The 26,245-nt window shown below is 62.0% G+C and carries 19 protein-coding genes and 1 pseudogene; 17 read left to right on the top strand and 3 right to left on the bottom strand.

The features are described 5' to 3' along the window. Window positions 1-10 precede the first annotated feature (10 nt). Window positions 11-2,140, bottom strand: coding sequence for a penicillin-binding protein 1C (gene pbpC, locus FB009_RS23390; protein ID WP_024311753.1), 2,130 nt, complete (start codon window positions 2,138-2,140; stop codon window positions 11-13). 8 nt (window positions 2,141-2,148) lie between these two features. Further along, window positions 2,149-7,593 (bottom strand): alpha-2-macroglobulin family protein, encoded by a 5,445-nt coding sequence (locus tag FB009_RS23385; protein WP_024311752.1) that lies wholly within the window; start codon window positions 7,591-7,593, stop codon window positions 2,149-2,151. 233 nt (window positions 7,594-7,826) lie between these two features. Between FB009_RS23385 and FB009_RS23380 the strand changes: the two genes are divergently transcribed. The 6 genes from FB009_RS23380 (at window position 7,827) to FB009_RS23355 (ending at window position 14,077) form a co-directional block, all read left to right on the top strand. Further along, window positions 7,827-8,576: a DeoR family transcriptional regulator gene (locus FB009_RS23380; protein ID WP_024311751.1), complete on the top strand. Its 750-nt coding sequence runs from the start codon at window positions 7,827-7,829 to the stop codon at window positions 8,574-8,576. A gap of 95 nt (window positions 8,577-8,671) precedes the next feature. Further along, a complete protein-coding gene (gene deoC / locus FB009_RS23375) occupies window positions 8,672-9,676 on the top strand; it encodes a deoxyribose-phosphate aldolase (protein WP_018012934.1) in 1,005 nt (334 codons plus the stop codon). Between the two features lie 4 nt (window positions 9,677-9,680). Continuing rightward, complete coding sequence (locus FB009_RS23370) at window positions 9,681-12,065, top strand: aldehyde dehydrogenase family protein (protein WP_018012933.1); 2,385 nt, start codon at window positions 9,681-9,683, stop codon at window positions 12,063-12,065. Between the two features lie 286 nt (window positions 12,066-12,351). Next, window positions 12,352-12,807, top strand: coding sequence for an RbsD/FucU family protein (locus FB009_RS23365; protein ID WP_012061563.1), 456 nt, complete (start codon window positions 12,352-12,354; stop codon window positions 12,805-12,807). Window positions 12,808-12,821: 14 nt separating this feature from the next. Further along, window positions 12,822-13,253 carry an OsmC family protein gene (locus FB009_RS23360; RefSeq protein ID WP_018012932.1) on the top strand — a complete coding sequence of 144 codons (432 nt, stop codon included), beginning with the start codon at window positions 12,822-12,824 and terminating at the stop codon, window positions 13,251-13,253. Between the two features lie 29 nt (window positions 13,254-13,282). Further along, a complete protein-coding gene (locus FB009_RS23355; protein WP_018012931.1) occupies window positions 13,283-14,077 on the top strand; it encodes an arginine deiminase family protein in 795 nt (264 codons plus the stop codon). 100 nt (window positions 14,078-14,177) lie between these two features. Here FB009_RS23355 and FB009_RS23350 read toward each other — a convergent pair whose 3' ends face one another. Continuing rightward, window positions 14,178-15,554 carry an FAD-containing oxidoreductase gene (locus tag FB009_RS23350; protein WP_012061566.1) on the bottom strand — a complete coding sequence of 459 codons (1,377 nt, stop codon included), beginning with the start codon at window positions 15,552-15,554 and terminating at the stop codon, window positions 14,178-14,180. Between the two features lie 238 nt (window positions 15,555-15,792). On the opposite strand from FB009_RS23350, the gene osmF reads away from it, so the two are divergent. The 11 genes and pseudogenes from osmF to FB009_RS23290 all read left to right on the top strand — a co-directional run bounded on the left by osmF (window position 15,793) and on the right by FB009_RS23290 (window position 26,230). Further along, window positions 15,793-16,710: a glycine betaine ABC transporter substrate-binding protein OsmF gene (osmF, locus tag FB009_RS23340; RefSeq protein WP_102045118.1), complete on the top strand. Its 918-nt coding sequence runs from the start codon at window positions 15,793-15,795 to the stop codon at window positions 16,708-16,710. A 77-nt stretch (window positions 16,711-16,787) separates the two neighbouring features. Next, a complete protein-coding gene (locus tag FB009_RS23335; RefSeq protein ID WP_018209767.1) occupies window positions 16,788-17,987 on the top strand; it encodes an ABC transporter permease in 1,200 nt (399 codons plus the stop codon). Then, window positions 17,984-18,922 (top strand): ABC transporter ATP-binding protein, encoded by a 939-nt coding sequence (locus FB009_RS23330; protein WP_101799209.1) that lies wholly within the window; start codon window positions 17,984-17,986, stop codon window positions 18,920-18,922. The genes FB009_RS23335 and FB009_RS23330 overlap by 4 nt, the downstream gene beginning before the upstream one ends. Continuing rightward, the gene (locus tag FB009_RS23325) at window positions 18,922-19,659 is read left to right on the top strand and encodes an ABC transporter permease (RefSeq protein WP_024311747.1); all 738 of its coding nucleotides are present in this window, start codon (window positions 18,922-18,924) and stop codon (window positions 19,657-19,659) included. Before FB009_RS23330 ends, FB009_RS23325 begins: the two co-directional genes overlap by 1 nt. A gap of 135 nt (window positions 19,660-19,794) precedes the next feature. Further along, window positions 19,795-20,955: a Gfo/Idh/MocA family protein gene (locus tag FB009_RS23320; RefSeq protein ID WP_024311746.1), complete on the top strand. Its 1,161-nt coding sequence runs from the start codon at window positions 19,795-19,797 to the stop codon at window positions 20,953-20,955. A gap of 12 nt (window positions 20,956-20,967) precedes the next feature. Then, the gene (locus FB009_RS23315; RefSeq protein ID WP_012061572.1) at window positions 20,968-21,852 is read left to right on the top strand and encodes a carbohydrate ABC transporter permease; all 885 of its coding nucleotides are present in this window, start codon (window positions 20,968-20,970) and stop codon (window positions 21,850-21,852) included. Beyond that, entirely contained in the window at window positions 21,849-22,706 is an 858-nt protein-coding gene (locus FB009_RS23310) for a carbohydrate ABC transporter permease (RefSeq protein ID WP_024311745.1), read from the top strand. The genes FB009_RS23315 and FB009_RS23310 overlap by 4 nt, the downstream gene beginning before the upstream one ends. A 29-nt stretch (window positions 22,707-22,735) precedes the next feature. After that, complete coding sequence (locus FB009_RS23305; RefSeq protein ID WP_024311744.1) at window positions 22,736-23,965, top strand: extracellular solute-binding protein; 1,230 nt, start codon at window positions 22,736-22,738, stop codon at window positions 23,963-23,965. Between the two features lie 85 nt (window positions 23,966-24,050). Continuing rightward, window positions 24,051-25,184 carry an ABC transporter ATP-binding protein gene (locus FB009_RS23300; protein WP_024311743.1) on the top strand — a complete coding sequence of 378 codons (1,134 nt, stop codon included), beginning with the start codon at window positions 24,051-24,053 and terminating at the stop codon, window positions 25,182-25,184. A gap of 2 nt (window positions 25,185-25,186) precedes the next feature. Further along, window positions 25,187-25,687, top strand: a pseudogene (locus FB009_RS23295) (N-acetyltransferase family protein). 159 nt (window positions 25,688-25,846) lie between these two features. Further along, window positions 25,847-26,230, top strand: a complete 384-nt coding sequence (locus FB009_RS23290) for a VOC family protein (protein WP_024311742.1) — start codon at window positions 25,847-25,849, stop codon at window positions 26,228-26,230. The last annotated feature ends 15 nt before the right edge of the window (window positions 26,231-26,245 follow it).

Below are 26,245 nucleotides of genomic sequence, written 5' to 3'. Positions count from 1 at the left end.
TCGCGTCGTTTCACTGGACGAAGACGCGAACACTGGCGGCCCGACCGAGCGCGTCGATAACGGTGAGTGTCGAGTAGCCGCCGCCATCCGGCAGCCAGCGGCTGACCCGCCGGCGCGTTGCCTCGGGTAGCGGACGACCATTGGCCAGCCAGCGGAAGGGCGCCCGACCGCCCTGGAGCTTTAGCGTCAAGGGGGACATCGCTGCCTGGCCCCTTACGCTGAGCTCTACGTGAGCACCCTCGGGCGGGAACACGATCTGTGGAGCCGGCTCCCGAGCCGAGGCTGCAAGCAGACCGTTCGCATTGATGGAGAACCGCCGCTGGCTGACCGGCAGATCGGCCTGGGCAAGCCGGACAGCACCCGCCGGCGGGCCGGGCAGCGGCGTCGTCCCAATCCCGGCCTTGACAAAACCCTCGAAAAGGATTGGGGCGGCCGCACCGTAACCGGTGAGACCGGGCACCGCGCCATTGTCGGGCCTGCCGGCCCAGACACCAAGCACATAGCGGCCGTCGAACCCTACGGACCAGGCGTCGCGATAGCCGTAGCTGGTGCCGGTCTTGTAGGCGATACCGCGCCGACGGCTTCCCGCGGGCGGCAGCACGTCGGAGAGAATGTCCGCGACATGCCAGGCCGCCACTGTCGACAGGAGCGGTTCGCCGTCGATGGGACCAGGAACGCCTTCGACGCCGTTGCCCAGGCGCACCGGTATGCCGTGGTTTGCCAGGCCCGCATAGAGCTGCACCAACTCGCGAAGCGTGATGCCCACTCCGCCTAGCCCGATCGCAAGGCCCGGTGCTTCATGTGGCGGCAGTCTCGGCCGGATGTCGGCACGGCGGAAGCGGACCATCAGTCGCGATGGTCCCACGGCGTCGAGCAGGCGGATCGCCGGCACATTCAGGGAAAGTTGCAGCGCCTGCCGCACGCTGACATCGCCCTGGTAGCTCATGTCGAAATTGCGTGGGCGGTAGCCGAAGAAGTCCGCCGGCCGGTCTTCGACGATCGTCTCCTGACTGACGAGCCCCTCTTCGAATGCAAGGCCGTAGATGAAGGGTTTCAACGTCGATCCCGGGGAGCGGGTGATCCGCGTCATGTCGATCCAGCCGGACCGGCTTGCGTCGAAATAGTTTGCCGAGCCGACCTCTCCGACGATTTCGCCCGTCCTGATGTCGGCCATGACCATGGCGATCGACACCTTTGAGCCGAGCTTTACGGCACTCTCTCTCGCGACCGTTTCGAGCCCCCGCTGAACATTACGGCTGAGCGTCGTCGGATGCTCCAGGGCCGCCGGATCCTTCCGACGTGCCGCCTCCGCCAGATGGGCAGCATGGGCTGGAAGCTGAAGTCGGCGTGTCGGTATGGCGGTCATCGCCGCTCGCTCCGCTTCCCCATCGCCAATGACTTTGGCGACTGCAGCGCGGGCGAGCACACGTTTGCGGGCCGCCTCGGCGGCCGCCAGATGGCGGTCGGGCCGCCGCTTTTCCGGCAATTGCGGCAGCGCCACCATCAGTGCCGCCTCGCCCGCCGAAAGACGGCGCGGCTCCTTGCCGAACCAGGCGAGGCTTGCCGCACGTACGCCCTCGAGGTTGCCGCCATAGGGCGCACGGGTCAGATAGAGGTCGAGGATCTCGTCCTTGTCGAGACGCCGTTCAATCTGAATGGCACGCGCGACCTGCAGGAACTTCGCTGCCAGCGTCCGCCGCTCGCGGGGCTCTATAAGCCTTGCAACCTGCATGGAAAGCGTCGAGGCACCCGAAACGATGCGGCCATTGGTGAGGAATTGCAGCGCCGCCCGTCCAAGCGCCAGTGGGTCGACGCCGCGATGCTCGCGAAAGCGTTGGTCCTCATAGGCGATCAGCATCTCGATGAAGCGCGGGTCGACGTCCTCCACGGTTGTCTTCAGCCGCCATAAGCCACCTTCCGTTGCAAAGGCGCGCAGGAGATGGCCGTCTCTGTCGAGGACTTCGGCCGAGACCGTTGCAGCCTCGGAGAGGGGCGGGGGAAAGGCCCTGTCGGCCCATAAGAGGGCGATGGCTGCGAGAGCGGATACAGCGAGGGCAATAGGCACTGCGATAACCACCCGTCGTAGTCGGGACGGCCGGGCTCTGCCTTTGCGGTTCACTGTTCGCCGGAAGGACGTCATCGGGCGTTCTACTGGACTGCCAGCACCTCCATGCGGCCCGTCGCCGTACGGGCCGAGAACTGCGGCCGATACATGTCCTCGACGCTTGCAGCAGGGTGGTCGTAGGTGCCGGGCGTCACCGCGCGGACGACATAAGCGAGCGTGATCTCGCGGTTGTCGCCGGTCGAGCGGTTGAACGCGGCCACGAAGCGGTCACTGCGGAACTCCGTATGAGCAGCTTCGACTTCGCCGATCCATTCGAAGTTCGCAAGCTGGGCGCTGTCGACGAGACTTGGATTGTCGATCTCGAAGCCGGCGGGCAGGAGATCGGCGATGAGCAATCGAGAAGGCCAATCGTTGCTCTCGGTCACCTTGAGCACCGCCACATAGCGTTCGTTCTGCCGTACCTGGCTGACATTGACCGCAGTTCCGTCGAGTGTGTAATAGGTCCGCTCGATGGTGAAGCCCTCGCCGCCTGCCGAGAGCGGCTGTGCCGGAGCCGCAACGGTGGTCACTACGGCGGAAACCGCATCGGCGCCTTCGTTGCGGATCACGACGGGGTGTTCGATCAACGCATCGCCAGTAATGCGCGCGGCGTAGCTGCCGCTACGTTGGGCGCCATTTACATCTAACCTCATATCTTCGTCGCCGCCCTGGATGGCGCGTGCCGCCAGTAGCATCCAGGTCTGTTCCTGAGTGCTCGTATATTTCGCCTGCTGCCACTCACGGGCGACGATCTTGGATAGTTCCGGGATGACAGGCGGAACGGGGCGGCTCTCGGCCGCGAGCGCGAGCACGGCCGCGCCGTCGCGCAGCGAGGAGCCGTAGTCGGAGCGGGCGAGGCTGACATGGACGAGGCCGCTCGACATATTGGCGGCGACCGCGAAGATCTCCTGCGAACGCTGGGCATCGCCATAAAGAGCCAGGGCCGCAGCGATGTGAGCCTTGGCGAGCGGGGTCGGGAAATCGCCGAGCATCGTGTTCGCGTAATAGCGCAGATCGCTGATGGCGGCCTTTCGGTTGCGCGCAAGAACATAGAGCGCATAGGCGATCTCATTGCCGCGATCCCTGACGTTCGTCTCGTAGCTCAGCGCGTTTTGCAGGTTTTCGAGTGCCTGCACCATCGCCTGCTCGGGAACGTCGAACTTCTGTTCGCGCGCGCGGGTGAGGAAATCGGTGACATAGGCGTCGAGCCAGAGATCGCCGGAGCCGGGGCTCCAAAGGCCGAAACTGCCGGCGGAGGACTGATAGGCGAGCACCCGGTAGATCGCCTCCTGCACGCGCTTCTTCACGCCCTCATCGTCGGCAAGTCCGGCTTGCCCGGCAAGCTCGCCGAGATAGAGGAGCGGCAAAGCGCGGCTCGTCGTCTGCTCGGCGCAGCCGTAGGGATAGCGGTCTAGCGTCATCAGCAATGCCGGGATATCGAAGGCGGCCGAACGCGTTACATTTATACTGACCGAGGCGCCCTGCAGCAGGCTGTCGGCGAGCAGTTGCTCGTCGACCGTCAGGCTGCTGCCAGCGGCGACATTGACGACCTGACGCTGTGTGACCGGCAGGGCTGCCGGACGGACCGGAATATTCAGCGTCTGCTCCAGCGACAGGCCTGCATCATTCGAGAGCGTCACCGTGACGAGACCGTCACCCGGATACCGTCCGGCGAGCGGTAATGTCAGCATCGATTTGCTGCCGGCATCGAGGTTCAGCGTTTCGGCCGCTATTTGTTCGACCGTCACCGCGCCGTTGGTCGTGACCTGCAACTGGTAATCGCCGGCGGGACCGTCGGTGTTGGCCACTTCAAGGCGCAATTCGGCCCGGTCCCCGGGTGTCAGGAACTTCGGCAGGCTCGATGTGACGACGACCGGATCGCGTATGACGACGTCCTTGACGGCGTGGCCGACACCGGACTTCGTCCAGGCGACCGCCATGATGCGTGCCGTTCCGTTGAACTGCGGAATGTCGAAACGCATGTTTGCCATGCCTTCGGCGTCGAGCTTGATGGGGCCAGAGAAGAAGGCGACAAGCTTTTCGGTCGGGGGGCTGCCCTGGAGCGGCATTTGGCCGCCATCGCCGCCTGTGCGCAGGCGGCCGGTCGCCCCGAGCGAGCCGTCGATCAAACGTCCGTAGAGATCGCGAATCTCCAGGCCGAGCCGCCTTTGTCCGAAATACCAGCCATCTGGATCCGGCGCCTCGTGCCGTGTCAGATTCAGGATGCCGACGTCTACCGCGGCGACGGTGACATAGGCGTCTTCGTTCGCACCGGCGCCTCGCACCTGAAGGCCGATGTCGAGCGGCTGGCGCGGAACGGTCTTCTCAGGTGCATCGAGGCTGACGGCGAGCCTTCGGTCCGCCGGGTCGACAGCGGCCCATTTGACGCCGATCGACCGCATCGGCATGCGGCTCTCCTGGGCATCGCCCGGGCGGTAGAGCGTCGCTGTGACATAGGCGCCCGCGCCCCAATCGGTGGTTACCGGCAGTTCCACTTCGCCGCCGGTCTCGGAAACGGTCGCGGTCTTTGTCGTCACCAGGTTTTCGGTGCCGACAGTCACGAGGAGTTCGCCGGCAAAGCGCGGCGACACTCTGAGCTTCGCCGTTTCGCCGACCGCATAGGCCTGCTTGTCGAGAGCGATTTCCAGCCCGTCCGGTGTCTCCGTCGACGTGGCCTCGACATACCAGCCGGCATCGAACTCAACGCTCGAGGCCGGGCCGTCGGGGGTCGTTGCCTCGATCTCCAACCGGTAGCGACCCCAGCCGACGGGCACGGAAATCACGGCGCCGTCCTCCGTTACGTCGACTGAACCGCTTGCTACCTGCTTCGTGGAGATGACCGGCTCGTATTTCCAGGCGGTCCCGTCGCGGTACCACTGATAGTTCCGTTCGACGCTGATGAGCTTCCAGGGAAGAGCCGGCATGGCGGCCTTCCGGCCGTCCGCGTCCACGGCGATGACATGGAATTTGCCGACGGAGTTTTCCGCGAGATCTCCGGAGAATTCCGGCTTGATGCCGATCATCGGCCCCTCGGGTTTGACCGGCAGGGTCAAAATGCGTTCGACCGCGCGACCGCCGGCCTCGCGCATGCGAAGCGTCACATCGGCCTTGAGCAGTTGCGTCGTCGCGGGAACCTCGGCCAGATCGACATTGAAGACCGACCTGCCGGTTTCATCGAGCGGTTCGAGGGCCTCCAGAGGCAGCCGCGTATCCTCGCTTGCTTCTTCGTCCGCGAGGCCGAAGAAATAGCCCTTAAACGCCTCATCCTGCCGCGTTGGCTTCACGGTGATCTCGCCTTCCAGCGCAAGGCCTGCGGCCGGCGCGCCGTAGAGGTAGCGACCGTCTACCGAAACTTCGACCGGCGTTCCGAGTTCGATCGCCGTTGCATCGCTCGTCAGGTCGAACTCGGTGCGGTCAGGCACGAAGTCGTCTACGAGGAACTGCTTTTCAGCGATCGCCGAACTTTTCGGATCGGTGAAGATCTGCATCGTCCAGGTGCCACGCATGGCGTTCGCCGGGACCGGCAGATCGAGTGTGTGGCCGCCGAGCTTGCCGCCGTCGCTGACGAGACGGCGGTCTTCAACGCCGTCGGGGCGCAGGAAAACGAAAGTAAGCGGCAGTTTCTCGATCGCAGCGCCGTTGACGTCGCGGGCGAGTGCCGCGGCATGCACCGTTTCGCCGGCGCGATAGATGCCCCGTTCGGTCCAGGCGAAGACATCGATCGCACCCGGTGCTGCCCGCCCGGTGACGCCGCGGTCGGAAAGGTCGAAGCCGGCACGCGTCATGTCGAGGAAGACATAATCGTCGCCACCTTTCCGGGCGGTAATCACCGCCGGCGTCATGCTCGCGGTGCCGCGGATCAGCCCTGCTGAGAAGGTTGCGCGTCCGTCCGCATCGGTGGTCGCGCTCCCGAGGACTTCGTTGTTCTTGGCGACCAGCTGAAGTTCGACCTCTGCGAGAGGTTTGGCGCTGGCGAGCGAACGGGCGAATACGGTAAGCCCGTCGGTGCCGGCAAAGGTCGACATGCCGATATCGGACACGACGAACCATTGCGTCGCGCGCGTATCCCAGTCCTGGGTGAGGCCGGTTGCGGAGCTTGCAGTCAGCACATAGATGCCGGGTTTGCGTTGCGGCAGCGCCTCGTCGACCGGGAAACTCGTCACCACTTCCTTGTTGAGCTCGGTCTTGATGTCGACGCTGCCCTGCCAGACGAGTTCGCCGCTCTCGTCCTTGATGCGCTCCTCGCTGTAGCCGTCGATCTGGGTCAGGAACTGAGAACTGGTGAGCAGGGAAGTTATGTTGCGGTCGCCAATACGGTAGAGCCTGAGCTTGACGTTTTCGGTGTTGACCGAGACGATGGGAATGCCGCGCCGTGCCGTCGAGGGCAGGACGAAACTGTCGCCGGTGAAGCGTACCACCGGCATTCGGTCCTTCACATAGACTTCGAGGCTGACGGGGGTTTCCAGGACTTCCTCGACGGAGGAGGGCAGACCTTGCCTCAATACGAGTTTGTAGCGCTGCCCGTGCGACAGTCCTTCGACGCAGATTTCGCTTTCCTTTGCCTCCAACGCTTGCGGAGCCGCGCCGTTGAGCGTCACGAAGGAGGAATAGTCAGGACCATTCTTGAGAAGCGGCTCGGAGAATTGCACGCAGGCACGGGGACTGGCGCCGTCTGCATCCACTGTATGGCCGGTCACGCGGAAGCCTTGCCGCGCCCTGAGATCGAGATAGGCAGTTTCGACCGTCTTCGCCTGCACGAGTTCGAGGCTTGCCTTGTAGGCCTGGAGCGCCGCGCGGTAATTCTGCAGCCTGTCAAGCGCGAAAGCCAGAGTGGCGAGCGCATTCGCGCGCACTTCTGCCGTCCGTGTCAGCTGGTAGCCGTTGAGTGCCGCGAGGGCCGCCTCGCTCGCCACGTCCGTGCCGGTGAATTGGTTTGCGGCCTGAGCCGTTTCCAGCCATAGCGCACCGTCCTCCGGTGTTATTGCAAGCGCGCCTCGGAACGCCTTGAGCGCAGCGACAAAGTTTCCGGCCGTCGACTCGCCATGCGCCATCTCGATGAGCCCGTTTACCCCGAAACCGAGCTGATCTTCGGTCAAGGCGAGATTGGCCTTCACATCGCGCGCCTGCTGAAGGAGGTCATCCGAGACGAAATCAAGCCGAGGCGGCGCCCCGATGTCGGCTTCGCCACCGGCGGTTTCCACGACTTTTCCAGCGATCGCTCCCACGAACGTGTTCAGTTGGTTGAAGTCGGATTTGAGGAAGCACCATTTCACCTTTGGATTGTAGGTAAAGGCCCTGCAGGAGCGGTCCGCGATGCAGGCGCTCTGGCACTGGTCGAGCGAGACATTCTGCTCGGTGCGCAGATCGAAGCCGAAATAGTCGGCATCACCGGAAAGTTCGACTCTGCGCTCGGGCTCGGCGGCGAAAACCGGCGCGCCGAGTGAAATGAGAGTGAGAAGAATGGCCGAAAAACTGAGAAACGCCCGCATAGACATAAGTCCCCCCGACGCTGGCCGCTTCGATTGTAAATTACTCTTCAATCATCGCCCGGCATTGTCAATCGAGGAAACGGTACCTCCGGCACAGTCTGTGGCTGCGCGTGGCGTGACACCCTCGAGCCGAGCGTCGGTGACCCGACGCGTCCGCTTGCGGACGGCTTTGAAACTGTGATAATTCTCACAAAAGCGCATCCCGCTAGAGCTTGCTTTCGTACGGAATGAACATGGCCAGCCGTAGGGCGTCACGCATCGCCGTCTTGTCCAACGCGCTTTCATCGCGCAGGACCGTGCATCTGAAGGAGGCGGCGGCGCTGCTCGGCGTGTCGGAAATGACCGTACGCCGCGATGTCGCCGACAACCCCGGGCTTTTCGGATATCTGGGCGGTCACATCGTTTCAGCGGCCGACATCGAGAGCGATGCGCCCTACGAGCTTGCCCGCGCGGCAGACAGCCATGCCGCGGCAAAGCGGGAGGCTTGCAGGCATGCCGCCCGGCACATCCGACCCGACGAGACGATCTTCATCGATTGCGGCACCACGCTCGAATATCTGGTCGATCTGATACCGGAGAATTACTCGATAACGGCGGTATGTTATTCGTTGAACACAGCCGAAAGGCTGACGCGGAAGGCAAATCTCCGCATCGTGATGCTGGGAGGCGTCTACCATTCGTCATCTGCTTCCTTTTCCGGCGCGCCCGGTCTTGAGACACTCGAAAGGCTCGGCATCAATGTCGCTTTTCTTTCGGCCGCCGGGATTGACCCGGTGCGGGGAGCGACCTGCGTTCATTTCCATGAGGTGCCGGTCAAGCAGAAGGTGATTTCGCTGGCGCGTGAGAACTACCTCGTTGCGGACAAAAGCAAGCTGGGCAAGCTGAAGGCGGCCTTCTTCGCTCCGCTCAGTGCCTTTCGGTCGCTGGTCACGGAAGACGGTGAGACGGCGCTCGCTGGGGACTCTGCCTTGACAGGCACCTAGGAATGATGGAAATCTAACAGAAGTTGTTATAAAGCTAACATTCCGTCCGCTCCAGGAGCCGCAACAATGGTCGGGGAAGATCGGGGAGAAATCGGTTGGAAGACCTTGCTCTGAAAAGCACGGCGGTGCACCCCGCCGGCGCCGGCCATAACTGGCCGCGCAACGACGGTATCGAACTCGACCTTTCCTGGGTCCTGGATCAGCGCGTCAATTTTTCCGCGGCCGAACGCCGCGTTCAGACGCTGCCGGGCCGGCGCACCGTCAAGAAAGATGCGCAGGCCGCCTGGCTCTTGAAAGCCGTCACATGCATCGATCTGACGACGCTCAGTGGCGACGACACGACCGAACGCGTCAAGCGCCTGTGCGCCAAGGCGCGTCAGCCGGTGCGCCAGGACATTCTCGACGCACTTGGTATGGGCGATCGCGGCATCACGACCGGGGCGATCTGCGTCTATCACCGCTTCGTTTCGACTGCGGTGGATGCCCTGGAGGGCTCGGGCATTCCGGTCGCGGCAGTGTCCACAGGCTTTCCGGCCGGCCTCGTGCCGCATGACGTCAAGCTCAGGGAAATCGAAGCTTCGGTTGCCGACGGTGCCCGGGAGATCGACATCGTCATCACGCGCGAGCATGTTCTGACCGGCAACTGGCAGGCGCTCTACGACGAAATGCGGGATTTTCGTGCGGCCTGCGGCGACGCCCATGTCAAGGCCATCCTCGCGACCGGCGACCTGAAGACGCTCCGCAACGTCGCGCGCGCTTCGCTTGTCTGTATGATGGCGGGGGCCGACTTTATCAAGACATCGACGGGAAAGGAGGGGGTGAACGCGACGCTGCTCGTCACCCTCGCCATGCTCAGGATGATCCGGGCCTACGAGGAGCGGACAGGATTGAAGGTCGGTTACAAGCCGGCCGGAGGAATCTCCGCCGCCAAGGACGTGTTGAACTACCAGTTCCTCATGAAAGAGGAACTCGGGCGAGATTGGCTCGAGCCCGATCTTTTCCGCGTCGGGGCATCGAGCCTGCTCGGCGATATCGAGCGCCAGCTCGAGCATCACGTGAGCGGTGCCTATTCGGCCCTGAACAGACACCCGATAGGATGATGAAATGAGCGTTGCGACCTTCTTCGACGATATGTCCTACGGCGTGGCTCCCGAAGCCGATACGGAGGCACGCGCCTGGCTCGACCGGCATGAAGGCAAGTTCGGACACTTCATCAATGGCGCCTTTGTCGCTGCGGTCTCCGGGAAGACGTTCGACACGTTCGAACCGGCGACGGGCGCATTGCTCGCAGGAATTGCACGCGGCGGGCGCGAGGACGTCGACGCGGCGGTGGCGGCGGCGCGCAAGGCGCAGGGCCCCTGGGCCAAGCTCTCCGGCCATGCCCGCGCACGGCACCTCTATGCGCTTGCGAGGCTGATCCAGCGCCATGCCCGTTTGATCGCCGTCGTCGAAGCCCTGGACAACGGCAAACCGATCCGGGAAACGAGAGACATCGACGTCCCGCTTGCCGCCCGGCATTTCTATCATCACGCCGGATGGGCGCAGCTCCAGGAAACGGAGTTCGCCGATCAGGTGCCGGTGGGGGTCGTCGGCCAGGTCATCCCGTGGAATTTCCCGTTTTTGATGCTCGCCTGGAAAGTCGCGCCTGCACTGGCACTCGGCAACACAGTGATCCTGAAGCCCGCGGAGTATACGCCTCTAACGGCCCTGCTGTTTGCGGAGATGGCCGCCGCGTCGGGGCTTCCCCCGGGCGTTCTCAACGTGGTGACGGGCGAGGGCGAGACGGGAGCACTCATCGTAGAGCATGAGGATATCGACAAGATCGCCTTTACCGGATCGACCGAGATCGGGCGCCTCATTCGCGAAAAGACTGCCGGCTCTGGAAAGTCGCTGACCTTGGAGCTTGGCGGCAAATCGCCCTTCATCGTTTTCGACGATGCCGATATCGACGCAGCGGTCGAAGGCGTCGTGGACGCGATCTGGTTCAATCAGGGGCAGGTCTGCTGCGCTGGTTCCCGCCTCCTGGTGCAGGAAGGCGTGGCACCGGTTTTCCATGAACGTTTGAAGCGGCGCATGGACACGCTTCGCGTCGGACATCCCCTGGACAAGTCAATCGACATGGCGGCGATCGTCGCGCCCGTTCAGTTGCAGCGTATCGCAGAGCTGGTGGCAAAGGGTGTCGCCGAAGGTGCGTCGATGCATCAGCCCAGGATCGAGTTGCCGAAGGGCGGCAGTTTCTATCGGCCGACGCTGCTGACCGGGGTCCAGCCGACTTCCGTGGTCGCGACGGAGGAGATTTTCGGCCCCGTGGCCGTGTCCATGACCTTCCGTACGCCGGACGAGGCGATTCAGCTTGCCAACCATAGCCGCTACGGCCTCGCCGCGAGCGTCTGGAGCGAAACGATCGGGCTTGCCCTGCATGTTGCCGCCAAGCTTGCGGCCGGCGTCGTATGGGTGAACGCGACCAATCTCTTCGATGCAGCGGCTGGCTTCGGCGGAAAACGCGAATCGGGCTTCGGCCGAGAGGGCGGACGCGAGGGTTGCTACGAGTATTTGAAGCCGAAGGCGTGGATCGGCAGGAAGCTGCGCGCAGAACCCGCCACGCCGGCTCCGAAAACGGCGGCAGGCGACTTCGTCTTGCCTGTGCTCGATCGCACGGCCAAGCTCTTCATCGGTGGAAAGCAGGCGCGGCCGGACGGGAACTATTCGCGGCCCGTGCTTTCACCGAAAGGCAAGGTGGTCGGCGAGGTCGGCGAGGGCAACCGCAAGGATATACGCAACGCCGTCGTTGCGGCCCAGGGTGCCTCGGGCTGGTCTTCCGCAACCGCGCATAACCGCGCTCAAATCCTCTATTACATCGCCGAAAATCTGAGCAGCCGCGGGGCGGAATTCGCCGATCGCATCGCCGCAATGACGGGGGCGTCGGCCGCCAGTGCCCGAACGGAGGTCGAGGCTTCGATTGCCCGGCTCTTCAGCTACGGCGCCTGGGCGGACAAATACGAAGGCGTCGTGCATCAGCCGCCCCTGCGCGGGGTCGCTCTGGCCATGCCGGAGCCGCAGGGCGTTGTCGGCGTCATCTGCCCGCCGGAAGCGCCGCTGCTCGGGCTCGTCAGTCTCGTGGCTCCGCTGATCGCCGTCGGAAACCGGGTGATCGCGGTGCCGAGCGAAACACATCCCCTGGCCGCGACCGACTTTTATTCCGTCCTCGAGACCTCAGACGTGCCGCCCGGCGTAATCAACATCGTCACCGGTTCGGCGACCGAGCTCGCCAAGGCGCTCGCCGCGCACAACGATGTTGACGCGCTCTGGGCCTTCGGTTCGCCGGAGCTTTCGACGCTGGTCGAGAGGTTGTCCATAGGCAATCTCAAGCGTACCTTCGTCGATTACGGCCGGTCGATCGACTGGATGGATCGCTCTGCGGCGGAAGGACAGGTATTCCTGCGGCGCGCCGTCGACGTCAAGAACATCTGGATTCCTTACGGCGAATAGACTCCCGCTTTTCCCAAGCGGTGGCCTTCCCCTCGGAAGCGTGGAGAAAGGGCAACTGGCTGTTGACGGGGCGCGCCGGAAACGGCCTGATGCCATCGCGCCGCTTATCATTTCAGCTTCCCTGATGCGACGGTAGCGTGATGATCAGCGGCGGGCTTCTTTCTCCATTATTCCTGCTCGTTTAGGAATGTGGTCGGAGGGTGCGCAAAAGTCGCGGTGGTACTTTGATTTGCTGCGCGTTTCCCGGCCGGTTATTTCCCGGAGAACGCAGTGGAGGAGAACAGGAATGCTCAAGAATATCGACCCGGCTCTGAATGCCGATGTGCTGCATGCGTTGCGCTCTATGGGGCATGGTGACACGCTTGTGATTTCCGATACCAATTTCCCGTCGGATGCCATCGCACGACAGACCACGCTCGGCAAATTGCTGCATATCGACAATGTTTCGGCGGCGCGCGCGGCGAAGGCTATCCTTTCGGTGCTTCCCCTCGATACGCCGCTGCAGCCTTCGGCCGGGCGCATGGAGGTCATGGGCGCACCCGACGAGGTCCCGGGCGTGCAACGCGAGGTGCAGGCCGAAATCGATCGCGCCGAGGGGAAGCCCGCGCCGATGTACGGCATCGAGCGTTTTGCCTTCTATGAGGAAGCGAAGAAGGCCTATTGCGTCATCACCACCGGCGAGACACGGTTTTACGGCTGCTTTCTTTTTACCAAAGGCGTCGTTCCGCCAGAAACCATCTGAAAGAGGGCACGCCGATGGCCGAGCTCAAAGTGAGGACTCGGGAGACGGGGGCGAGCGCCGTTGTCGGACGAACCGGTTTGCCGCATGTTAAGTCGCTTACCGGCGGCGAGCTCGATATCGTCACAAGTCCTTCGCAGCCGGGATTCGGGCCGCTCGATCTTCTCTATGCATCGCTCGCGAGCTGCCTGGTGCTCAGCGCCCGCATCGCGGCGAGCCGTTTCGGTGTGCTCGACCGTCTCACCGAGGTTTCCGTCAAGGTCACCGGCGAGAAGGCCCATGACGAACCTTCTCGCGTCGCGCGGTTCGATATCGCCTTCATCATCAAGGGGGATTTCGACGAGACGGTCCGCCACGCCATTGCCGAGGCGGCCGAGGAGGAGATCTGCACCGTCAGCAACACGTTGCGCGGCGGGCCGGATTTCGTAAGCACGGTGTCGGCTGAATAGAAAATTAAACAAAGGGAGAAGAGTCCGCAATGACGCGTCCGGCTTATCAATTCAATTCAATCATCGCGCGCTCGCCATCGCGATCGGTCGTCAACGGTTTGCGCGCCGAAGATCGCGGCAACCCCACCTATGAGGGAGTCAAGTCTGAGCACGACGCCTATGTCGAGGCAATGCGCGATGCCGGCGTCCTTGTCACCCTGCTGCCGGCGCTCGAAGCCTTCCCGGACTCGGTTTTCGTAGAGGATCCCGCTCTCGTTTTCACGGAAGGGGCGATCCTCCTTCGACCGGGTGCGGCCACACGCGCCAAGGAGGTCGAGGAAATCTCCCCGACGCTGCACGACATGTTCGATGCGGTGCTCGACCTGCCCGAGGGCTATGCCGATGGCGGCGATGTGCTGACGACTCGGGAAAGCGTCATGATCGGCCTTTCTGCAAGAACCGATAAGGAGGGCGCAGCGGCGCTGCGGGCGTGCCTCGAAAAACTCGGGCGCGCGAGCGAGATCGTTGCGACACCTGAAGGCGTCCTGCACTTCAAGACCGATTGCTCGCTGCTCGACGATGAAACGGTGCTGTCCACCGATCGTCTTGCGCGTTCGGGCGTCTTCGGGAAGTTCCGGCAGATGATCATCCCTGAGGGCGAAGAACCGGCCGCCAACGCTCTGCGGGTCAACGACGTGGTTCTGGTCGGCTCCGATTTCCCGAGGACCATCGAGATGCTCGACAAGGCCGGCTACATGGTCGTACCGCTGAAAACGACGGAAATCGGCAAGATCGACGCGGGGCTTTCCTGCATGTCGCTGCGGTGGTTCAGCGACAGGATGTGATCGATCGCGCGGCGCCGTCTCTCGGATCTGCCCCTCTCCTCGGTTAGCCCTCTCCCGTTTGCGGGGAAAAGGTGCCCGCAGGCGAATGACGGGCGCGCTTTCAGTCCGCCGGCGAAAGATCCCCGAAAACCGTCGGGATGAGTTCCGATACGGTCGGGTGTATGTGCACGGCGCGGCTGATCGTCGTATATGGCCTCTTCGCATACATCACGTCGAGGATGCTCTGTATCGCTTCGTCCCCACCCGTCCCGAGAATCGAGGCACCCAGAATATCCTTGGTGTCCGCATCGACGATCACTTTCATGAAGCCCTGCGTTTCGCCCTTTTCGACCGCGCGGCCGACCCGGGTCATCGGCCGGGTCCCGATAAGGAGCTTGCATCCTTTTTTGCGCGCTTCGGTTTCCGTCATACCGGCGCGACCCAGCGGTGGGTCGATATACAGTGCATAGGTCTGGATGCGGTCGCTCACGCGGCGCGGATCGTCATCGAGGAGATTGGCGGCGACGATCTCGAAATCGTTGTAGGACGTGTGCGTAAATGCGCCTCGGCCATTGCAATCGCCCATCGCGAAAATGTGCGGAATATTCGTGCGCAGGCTGTCGTCGACCTCGATATAGCCCCGTGCATCGGTTTTTACACCAGCCTTTTCCAAGCCCAGGTCATCCGTATTCGGGTGGCGGCCGGTCGCAAGCAGCACATGGGAACCGGTCACCTCCGGCTCGCCCGAGGTGCAATCGACGCCGACGGCGATGCCGGCCGCTGTTTGCGAGAAGCGGATGCATTCCGCATTCGTGCGTATCCGAATGCCTTCGTTCTCGAGGATCTCGCGGATTGCATCGGAAACTTCCGGATCCTCCCGCCCGATCAGACGCGGCCCCTTCTCTATAACGGTAACATCGGAGCCGAAGCGGCGGAACATCTGGGCGAATTCGAGCCCGATATAGCTGCCTCCCACGATGACGAGATGTTCCGGCAGTTCGGCGAGGTCCATGATGGAGCTGTTGGTCAGATAGGGAATGCCGTTAACGCCGGGCAGAGCCGGAACGGCGGCGCGGCCGCCCACATTGATAAAGATCTGCTCTCCCGAAATCAGCTCCTCGCCGATGCGGATCTCCCGCGGACCGCCGAAACGGGCGTGGCCCTCGAAGAGGGTGCAGTTCGTCATACCCCTGAGCCATTTTTGCAGGCCGGAACGGGCATCGAGCCGCACCTTTTCCTTTCGCGCCATGACGCGGCCGAAATCGACCGAAACGGGCCCTGTCGTCATCCCGTATTCGGCTCCGCGGCGGGCCGTATGGATCGCATAGGCGCTTGCGACCATGGCTTTTGTCGGCATGCAGCCCGTATTGACGCAGGTGCCTCCGAAGAGCTTGCGCTCGATGAGCGCGACAGTCTTGCCGGCGTCGGTCAACCGTCCGGCGAGGGACGGCCCCGCCTGGCCGGCACCTATGATGATTGCATCGAAGTGCTTGTTCATGACAACCCCCGAGGAGATGCTGGCGCCGGGCGGAAGAGTGGTCCACATTAAGCTTGATTGCAATGTGCAACTCGACGAGGCGCCCGGTCAGAGCGGGACGGCGGCTGGTGCGGATATCAACTGCAGGGACATCCGGCTCTATTTTTCGCCGAAAGCTTACATATATGAAATGACTTGGCCGGACGCGGCGGAGAATCTGTGATCAATTTTCGAGGTTGAAACCGAGAGGGAGACAATCATGAGACTGAACTTTACCAGGACACTGATCGGCACCGCCTTCGTGCTTGCGCTTGCCACCGCGCCGGCAGAAGCCGACGTCGTCGTCTCCTCGAAGATTGATACGGAGGGCGGCGTTCTTGGCAACATCATTCTCTCCATCCTGAACGCCAACGACATCAAGACGACGGACCGCGTGCAGCTCGGCGCCACACCTGTCGTTCGAAAGGCGATCATCGCCGGCGAGATCGATATCTATCCGGAATATACCGGCAACGCCGCCTTCTTCTTCGAGAAGGCCGAGGATCCGGCCTGGAAGGATGCGGCCAAAGCCTATGAAGAGGCAAAGAAGCTCGACTACGAAGCCAACAAGATCGTCTGGCTGACGCCGTCGCCGGCCAATAACACCTGGGCTATCGCGCTGCGCAAGGACGTTGCCGAAAAGAATAATCTCAAGACGCTCTCGGATTTCGGCAAATATGTTTCCGGCGGTGGCGAGGTCGTGCTTGCGGCGTCGTCCGAATTCGTCAACTCAGCTGCCGCCTTACCGGCCTTCCAGACAACCTATTCCTTCAAGCTGAAACCGGAACAGCTGATCACGCTCTCCGGCGGCGACACCGCCGCGACGATCGCGGCTGCGGCAAACCAGACGAACGGCGCCAATGCTGCAATGGTCTACGGCACGGACGGCGGAATCGCTCCCTCTGGCCTTGTCGTCCTCGAGGATGACAAGGGCGTGCAGCCGGTCTATCAGCCTGCGCCGGTCATTCGCGAGGCGGTTCTGAAGGAAAATCCGGCAATCGAAGAACTGCTGAAAACCGTCTTCGAAAAGCTCGACCTGACGACCCTGCAGGAGCTCAACGGCCGCGTGCAGGTCGGCGGCGAGTCGGCGAAAGCCGTTGCGGAGGATTTCCTGAAGGCAAACGGCTTCCTGAAATAGCTTGACGTGAGGGAAGGGCGCTGGTCGGATAAGGCTCCGACCGCGCTTTTTTCATCTTGCGTCGAACGGACGGCCGAATGGCGATTGGTATAATCCAGGAAAAAGAACGCTTGGCATTCCGTTTCGACAAACTCGGGGTCATCATCTCGATACTCGCCCTTTATGGCGCGCTCCTTGCCCCTTTCGCGACATATCGCGCAAACAGAATCATTCAGGGCGAAGCGCGGGGTATAATGGAAGCTCTTCCTCCACACCTCGGCTACGGGCTCCTCTTCCTCGTGGTCGCCGGCGCTGCAGTCGCGCTTCTGAGGACGCCGGCCCTTTTCCGGATGGCCATGGCGCTCGCTGCACTGGCGGCTCTCGCCGGTCTGATCGGAATTGCGGCAGATCATCTGACGCCGCCGGAGAATAGCTATGCACGGGTGTCCCCCGCATCCGGCTTCTGGGTTCTGGTTTTCGCATTCTCGCTGCTGCTCACCGATGCCCTGACTCGCCTTCATCCAGGACCCGGTCTGCGCCTTCTCGTATTGGCGGGCGTTCTCGTTCTTGCAGGGTCAATGCTCGTCGCCGGCCGCTGGGACGGGCTTTCGATCATGAAGGAATATGCCAATCGGGCCGATTTGTTCTGGGCCGAGGCTGGCCGCCACGTGACGCTGGCGCTCGGCTCGCTGGCCGCCGCCACCGTCGTCGGTTTGCCTCTAGGCATTCTGTGCCACCGGGTCGAACGGCTGCGGGCGGGCGTGCTCAACGTCCTGAACGCCATCCAGACGATCCCATCCATTGCGCTTTTTGGTATTTTGATCGCGCCGCTCGGCTGGATCGCCGCAAATATTCCCGGCGCTTCGGCGGTCGGCATTCGCGGCATCGGTGCGGCCCCCGCCTTCGTCGCACTTTTCCTCTATTCTCTGCTTCCGGTCGTTGCCAACACAGTGGTGGGGCTCGCGGGTGTGCCGCGCGCAGCCAACGACGCGGCCCGAGGTATCGGCATGACGGATCGGCAGCGCCTTGTTACGATCGAGTTCCCGTTGGCCTTTCCGGTCATCCTGACCGGCATTCGTATCGTGCTCGTGCAGAATATCGGGCTCGCCACGATCGCCGCTCTTATCGGCGGAGGCGGCTTCGGCGTCTTCGTCTTCCAAGGGGTCGGTCAGACGGCGATGGATCTGGTGCTGCTGGGCGCCATCCCGACGGTCGTGCTGGCCTTCACCGCGGCGATCGTACTGGACGCATTGATCGAAATGACCGTGCCAAATAGCAGTCAGGGCAATGCCGCATGATCCAAATAGAAGAAGTTACCAAGCGCTATGGCGATACGACGGTCGTGAACGGTGTCACGCTGACGGTCGCACCGCATACGGTCACCGTTATCGTCGGCACCTCCGGCTCAGGCAAGACGACGCTCCTCAGAATGATCAACCGCCTCGTCGAACCGACGGCGGGGATCGTCAAGATCGACGGCGAGGACAATCGGTCGATCCCGGGTTACGAATTGCGGCGGCGCATCGGCTACGCCATTCAGGGCCACGGTCTTTTCCCGCATCGCACGGTCGCTCAGAACATCGCGACCGTGCCGACATTGCTCGGCTGGGAGAAGGACAGGACCGAAGCCAAGGTCGAAGAATTGCTGAAGCTCTTCCAGCTCGATCCGGCGGACTTCGGGCCGCGCTACCCTCACGAGCTTTCCGGCGGACAGCAGCAGCGGGTGGGCGTTGCGAGAGCGCTTGCGGCGGAGCCAAACGTGCTTCTGATGGACGAACCCTTCGGTGCGCTTGATCCGATCATCCGCTCCAAGGCGCAGGAAGACCTGACCGCCATTCAGAAGCACTTCGGAACCACGATCATCCTCGTTACGCATGACATGGAAGAGGCTTTCCATCTCGCCGACAAGATCGCGGTGATGGACAAGGGCGAGGTGGTGCAATATGCGACCCCCGCCGAAATGCTTGTCAAGCCCGCCACGCCCTTCGTCGAGACCCTGGTTGGCGCCAGCGAGCGTCCGTTTCGGCTGCTCGGCATCGAAACGGTCGGCGAGGCGGTCGAGCCCGGTTCGGCGGAGGGCCGGCCCGTTCCGGAGGTCCTCAGCCAGCGCGATGCGCTGTCGGAACTTCTGTGGTCGGGCCGCTCGGCGCTGCCGGTCGCGGCGGCGAACGGCGAGATTCTCGGCAGGGTTACTCTCCAAGCCATCGTGAAGCGTGCGGCGAGGCCGCGATGATGTTCACCTTACCCAATCTCTTTCGGTTGGCGGTACTTGTTGTCTTGCTGGCGTTCCTCCTGCAACCCGCATGGTTCGAGGCGATGTTGACGCCCCTGGTTCAGGAGAACGCGCCGGCCATCTACAACCAGGGCAGTCTTTTCTGGCTGACGGTTCTGCATTTGAGGACGGTCTTCATCGCGACGTTTGCCGCCACCGTCGTCGCCGTTTCTCTGGCGATCATCGTTACGCGGAAAGCGGGCGCCGAATTTCTGCCGCTCTCGCGCAGCCTTGTGAATATCGGGCAGACTTTCCCGCCGGTGGCGGTACTTGCGCTTGCGGTGCCAATCTATGGGTTCGGCGAAAAGCCGACCCTCATCGCCCTTTTCCTCTACGGGCTTCTGCCAATCTTCGAAAACGCCCTGACAGGCCTGACGACGTTGCCGCCGACCGTAGTGGAAGCTGCACGCGGCGCGGGAATGACCGGAAGCCAGCGGCTTATCAGGATCGAGCTTCCCCTGGCTCTGCCGGTGATCCTGACGGGTGTCCGCCTTTCCGTCGTGATCAGTCTTGCGACGGCAACCATCGGGTCGACTGTTGCAGCAAAGACGCTTGGCGAAGTCATCATCGCCGGACTTCAGTCGAATAATCTCGCCTTTGTCCTCCAGGGCGGCCTCATCGTCGCCGCGCTGGCTGTCCTCATTCACGACGCATTACAAGGTCTGGAGCGGACACTTGCCGGGAGGGTTCACGTCTAAATTGCGGGCGACACACTTGCACCTATGAAAATGAATTTCAACGAATATGTATTTCCCGCCTTTTTTGTTGACGCATAGAAATTTCTATCTCAGTCTACGAAAAATAATTACGTCGACCGAGGGAACAGCGTGAGCATGAAAGTCGGGATAATCGGACTCGGATTCCGTCTGGGGTACCTGGGCTACGTCTTCAAGGCGATCGATGAAGCCTTCGAGATCGCGGGATATGTCGATCCGGAGCCGGCCGGTCTGGCCACGCTGACCGAGAAGGGCATTTCCGCGGGCAAGGCGTACGCCACGCCCGAAGAGCTGATCGCCGGAGAGACGCTCGACCTCCTCATGATCGGCTCGCCGAACCATCTGCATCTCGACCATATCCGCATTGGCCTCGAAGCGGGCCTCAAGGTTTTCTGTGAAAAGCCTCTTGTCAGCACCATCGAGCAAAGCCTGGAACTTGCGGCCCTGCTTTCGAAACACGGACCTGACCGGCTGATGGTCGGCCTCGTGCTGCGCTATGCGCCGCTCTATCGCGACCTGCGCGCCGCGCAAGCCGCGGGAACGCTCGGACACGTGGTTTCGATCGAAGCCGCCGAGCACATCGAACCCTATCACGGCGCCTTCTTCATGCGCGACTGGCGCCGATACGGACGCTATGCCGGCAGCTTCATGCTCGAGAAATGCTGCCACGACCTCGATCTCTACAATGGCGTGGTCGGAGCGCGCCCCGAACGTGTCGCCAGTTTTGGTGGCCGCAAGAGTTTCATTCCCGCCAATGACCCGACCCGCGACGGCATAAACGACCTCCAGCTTTTCCACCGCAAGCCGAGTGGCTGGCGCGGTTCCGACAGGGTCTTCGACAGCGACGGCGATATCATCGACTACCAGGTCGCCATTATTGAGTATGCCAATGGCGTCGCAATGAATTTCCACACCAACCTCAACGTGCCGGACCAGTTCCGTCGCTTTTGCGTCATGGGATCGCGCGGTATGGCGGAGGGCGATTTCATCAGGGGTTATCTCGACGTGCACGAGGTGCTCTCGGGCAAGAAGGTCGTGGAGAAGCAATACGCCAAGGAAACGGCGCTTTCGCAACACTACGGCGCCGACGAACAGATGGCGGCCGAGATCATAGCGCATGTCAGGGACGGCGGGCCGCTGCCGGTCTCGCCGCTCGATGCGCTGGAAGCAGGCATTCTGGCACTCTCCATGGACGAGGCGCGGATGAAGAGGACCGTGGTCGATCTCCGACCCCTTTGGGACCGCTTCGACGGAGCCCTGCACGACCGTGCAGCCTGAGAGGGCGAGGGTATGAGCGTTCGGCGCAGCACGATCATTTTCGCCTGGATCCTGCTTCTTCCTGCCGCTCTCTACGTGACGGTGATCGTCGCCTATCCATTGGTCGACACCTTCATCCTGTCTTTCACGGACGCCTCGCTGAAGAAGACGACAAATTGGGTCGGCACGGCCAATTACAATAAGATTTTCAACGGCACTTTTGCGGAAGTTATCCTTCGCACCTTCGTCTGGACCGCCTTTTCAGTGGCGATAAAGATGCTCATAGGCACGTTCGGCGCGGTGATGCTGAACGCCGCAGTGCCGGGGCGGGCCCTGTTCCGCGTGCTCACCATGCCTCCTTGGATCGTGCCGATGGCGATCGGCATCTTCATGTGGGGCTGGATGTATAACGGCCAGTTCGGGATGATTTCCGGGCTGCTCCAGAATTGGGGGCTGGTGGACGGCCCGGTCGCTTTTCTGGCGCATGGTTCCACCGCTTTCTGGGCAACCATTATCACTGATGTCTGGATCGGCGTGCCGCTGGTGACGCTCTACCTGCTCGCCTCCATGCAGGCCATTCCGCAGGATCTCTACGAGGCTGCCTGGACCGACGGAGCAGGGCGCTTTTACCGCTTCCGCCGCATCACCCTGCCGCTCCTGGTGCCGTCGATGATAACCATGTCGATGCTGTCGCTGATCGCCACTTTCAACTCGTTCGACATCATCTGGATCCTGACCCAGGGCGGACCGAACGGCGACACGACGACGATGATCATCGATACCTACCGCACCGCGATCGGCTCAAAGAAGTATGGGGAAGGGGCGGCGCGCGCCGTGCTGATCTGCATCTTTCTGTCGATTTTCTGTGTCGCCTATTTCCGCGTCACGCATCGCCTTGCCTCGGGAGAAAGCCGATGAGCCAGCCCTCTATGATCAACCGCTATCGCTGGTACGAACTCCTTGCCATCTACGCGGGTATCTTCGTCTTCTTAAGCTTCATCCTCGCACCCTTCGTCGAAGGCTTTCTTGTTTCGCTGAAGCCGCTTGGGCGCCTTTTTTCCTCTCCCTATCGCTTCTGGCCGGAAAATGGTTCCTTCGAGGCCTATCGCACGATGTGGGTGAGCGTTCCGGGCTTCGCCCGCTATATCTTCAACTCCTTCTTTATTTCCATCATCGTAACAGCCGTCGTGCTGGCGCTGGTGGTGCCGGCCGCCTACGCTTTTGCGCGCTTCAAATTCCGTGGCAGCGGGGCGTTGCTTGCCGCGTTCCTCGCGGTCAACATGTTCTCGGGCGCCGTGCTGCTCATCCCGCTCTTCCGGTTGATGCGCAGCTTCGGCGTGCTGAACACCTACTTCGCCATGATCGTGCCTGGTGTCGCCTTCCTGATACCCTCGGCCATCTGGCTTCTGCGCACCTACATGATGCGCATACCGCGCGAGTTGGACGAAGCAGCCTTCGTCGATGGTGCAAGCCGCTTCTACACGCTGCGCCGCGTGATCCTGCCCATCGCCATGCCGGGCATCACAGTCGTGGCGATTACCACCTTCATCGGCTCCTATGCCCAGCAGTTCATCTTCGCGCTGACCTTCAACTCCAAGACCGAGTACATGCCGTTGCCCGTGGGCCTTTTCGCCTATTTCGGCCGCCAGGAAGTGGTCTGGAACGAGCTGATGGCAGCCAGTTTCGTCGGCATCGCACCCGCCGTGATCGTGATCTTCTTCCTGCAGCGCTATCTCGTCAGCGGGCTGACCGCCGGCGCGGTGAAACAATAAGCAACCACCAAAATAGGGGAGTCTAATCAGTGACAATCGCTTACAAAGCTACCTGTTTCACGCTTGCCTTGCTCGGATCGACCGCCCTCGGCAGCTTTGCCGCACAGGCTGCTGATCAGGAGATCAGCTGGATCTATTGCGGCGACAAGATTGATCCGATCCACGAGAAATACATCAAGGAATGGGAGGGCAAGAATCCCGGTTGGAAGGTCACGCCTGAAGTCGTCGGTTGGGCCCAGTGCCAGGACAAGGCGACGACGCTCGCCGTGGCCGGCACGCCGGTCGGCATGGCCTATGTGGGTTCCCGCACCCTCAAGGAATTCGCCGAGAACGAGCTGATCATCCCGGTTCCAATGACCGAGGAAGAGAAAAAGAGCTATTACCCGAACATCGTCGAGACGGTGACCTTCAACGACAATCAGTGGGGCGTGCCGATCGCCTTTTCGACCAAGGCGCTCTACTGGAACAAGGACCTATTCAAGCAGGCGGGCCTCGACCCGGAGACGCCGCCGAAGAGCTGGGCCGAAGAGATCGCCTTTGCGAAGCAAATCAAGGAAAAGACCGGAATTGCAGGTTACGGCCTTCCCGCCAAGACATTCGACAACACGATGCATCAATTCATGCATTGGGTTTACACCAATAACGGCAAGGTTATCGATGGCGACGAGATCGTCATGGACAGCCCGGAAGTGCTCGCGGCGCTGCAGGCCTACAAGGACCTTGTGCCCTATTCTGTCGAAGGGGCGACGGCCTACGAGCAGAACGAGATTCGCGCCATTTTCCTCGACGGCAAGGTGGGCATGATCCAGTCCGGCTCAGGCGCCGCCGCATTGCTGAAGGATACCAAGATCAACTGGGGCATCGCGCCGCTGCCGCTCGGCCCTTCGGCCAAGGGCGAAGGCACGCTCCTCATCACCGACAGCCTGGCGATCTTCCAGGGCACGGGCGTCGAGGAAAAGGCGATCGAGTTTGCCAAGTTCATCACATCTCCCGGTCCGCAGGGCGAGTATGAACTGCAGGGAGGCGCAGGGCTGACACCGCTGCGCCCGTCGCCGATGGTCGATGAGTTCGTAAAGGCCGACCCGTCGTGGAAGCCATTCATCGACGGGATCGCCTATGGAGGTCCGGAGCCGCTCTTCAAGGACTACAAGGGCTTCCAGAACGCTATCATCGACATGGTCCAGTCGGTCGTGACCGGCAAGGCCGAGCCGGTGGACGCTTTGAAGAAGGCGGCAGCTGACATCGAACAGTATAAGTAAATCCCACCGGGACCGCTGGGCCTCGGCTCGGCGGTCCTCCTTCATGTTGGCGGAATGCCGCTGCGCCGGTGGCCGGAGACAGATATTGGGACAGCTCACTCTCAACAAGGTTCAGAAATCCTACGGCACCTACGAGGTGTTGAAGAGCATCGAGCTCGAAGTCGGAAATGGCGAATTCGTGGTCTTCGTCGGACCTTCCGGCTGCGGCAAATCAACACTGCTCAGGATGATCGCGGGGCTTGACGAGACGACCGCGGGTGACATCGTCATCGATGGCAAGCGTGTTAACGATCTGCCGCCCGTCAGGCGCGGCATAGCCATGGTCTTCCAGTCCTATGCTCTATACCCGCATATGAGCGTGTTCGAGAACATCGCCTTTCCTCTACGGGTCGAGAAGATGCCCGAGGAGAAACTGAAGGCGAAGGTTCAGCATGCCGCCCGCATATTGCACCTCGATCAGCGGCTCGAGCAGAAGCCGGGCATGCTGTCGGGCGGGCAGCGTCAACGTGTGGCGATCGGCCGGGCAATCGTGCGCGAACCGAAGATCTTCCTGTTCGACGAGCCGCTGTCTAACCTCGATGCTGCCTTGCGCGCCGATATGCGCATTGAGCTCGCGAAGCTGCACAGGCATTTGAAGGCGACGATGATCTACGTCACGCACGACCAGGTCGAGGCGATGACGATGGCGGACCGGATTGTCGTGCTGAACGCCGGAGAGATTGCGCAGACGGGAGCGCCGCTCGAGCTTTATCACAAACCCGCAAACATATTCGTCGCAGGATTTATCGGAAACCCCAAGATGAACTTTCTGCCGGTCACCTGTACAGGTGTAAACGATGCCGGTGTGGAAGTGGACTACAAGGGACAGACGATTCTCGTTCCGGTCGTACCGCGCGCGGGCATGACCGGGCGAACCCTGACGCTCGGGGTGCGGCCGGAACATATCCGGATGGGCGACGCCGACCTGACGCTGACGGTGACCCCCTCGGTCATCGAGCGTCTCGGCGCCCATACAGTGGCCTATGTGGCGCTTGATGGGGAAGGGGAGAACTATTGCGCCATGCTGCCGGGGACACTCGCGATCCGCGCCGACCAACGGGTCAAGACCGGCATCCGTGCCATCGACTGCCACCTCTTCGACGAAAAGGGGATGGCCTTCGAGCGGCGGGTAGAGATGACCGACATCGATATGTCGCACTTCGATCCGGCGGCGGCTTGATCATGGGCGTGACGATCAGGCTGCTCAACAGCGATGATGTCGAAACCTTCCGCAGCATTCGGATCGAGGCGCTGCAGGCGGAGCCCGCATCTTTTGCCAGCAGCGCTGAAGACTGGGAGAGACTCTCAGGCGACGAATGGCGGCGCTGAACCGTCGACAACCCCGTCTTCGTCGCTTTCCAGGATGACGTTCCCGTCGGGATCGCCGGCCTCATACGTCAGAGCGCCAGCAAGATGGCGCACCGCGCAACGCTGGTCATGGTCTATGTTCGGCGGGAACTACGAGGCACGGGCGTCGCGAAACGGCTGCTGAATACAGTTGCGGATCACGCGCGGGAAATTGGGATCAGGCAGATGGAGCTTGCCGTCAGCGCCGACAATCCGGCGGCGATCCGGTTTTACAATCGCGAGGGTTTCGCCGAAGTTGGACGCATTCCGGGCGGATTGCTTCACGAGGGCCGGGAAATCGACGACGTCATAATGGTGAGACGCATTGCCGATTGAGCGCCGGCCCATCCTGCAGGCGACCCCTCCGCCGCCGCATGTTGCGGCAGAAGCGGGGGTAGCGGAAAGCAGTCCGGAAAGGCATTGACGTCTCGAACAATCGCGCGAAAATCGGTGGCTTACCGGACTGCTTTGGTTCACTCGGCGCGGGAGGCAGGAATGCCGGAAACAACCGTCAACGTGCGTTACATGGTGGACGACGTCCAGGCCGCCGTAGCGTGGTACACGAAACATCTCGGATTCTCGGTTCTCTCCAACCACGCCCCCGCTTTCGCGGATGTCCGTCGGGGAGCGCTACGGCTGCTGCTGAGCGGCCCCTTGAGCTCTGCGGGACGGCCGATGCCGGACGGCGAACGTCCTTCGCCGGGCGGCTGGAACCGGATCCACCTTGTGGTGAATGATCTGGCTGCCGAGGTCGAGCGACTGCGTGCCGCCGGCGTGGGTTTCCGCAATGATGTCGTAACCGGACCCGGCGGCTCACAGATATTGCTGAAAGACCCTGCTGGCAACTTCGTGGAACTGTTTCAGCCGGCGGCTCGCTGACCGCACACACACTTT

The organism is Sinorhizobium medicae (genome assembly GCF_007827695.1).
Taxonomy (GTDB): Bacteria; Pseudomonadota; Alphaproteobacteria; order Rhizobiales; family Rhizobiaceae; genus Sinorhizobium; species Sinorhizobium medicae.
The sequence above is the reverse complement of the archived record's forward strand: the minus strand, read 5'-3'. Positions and strand labels throughout refer to the sequence as shown.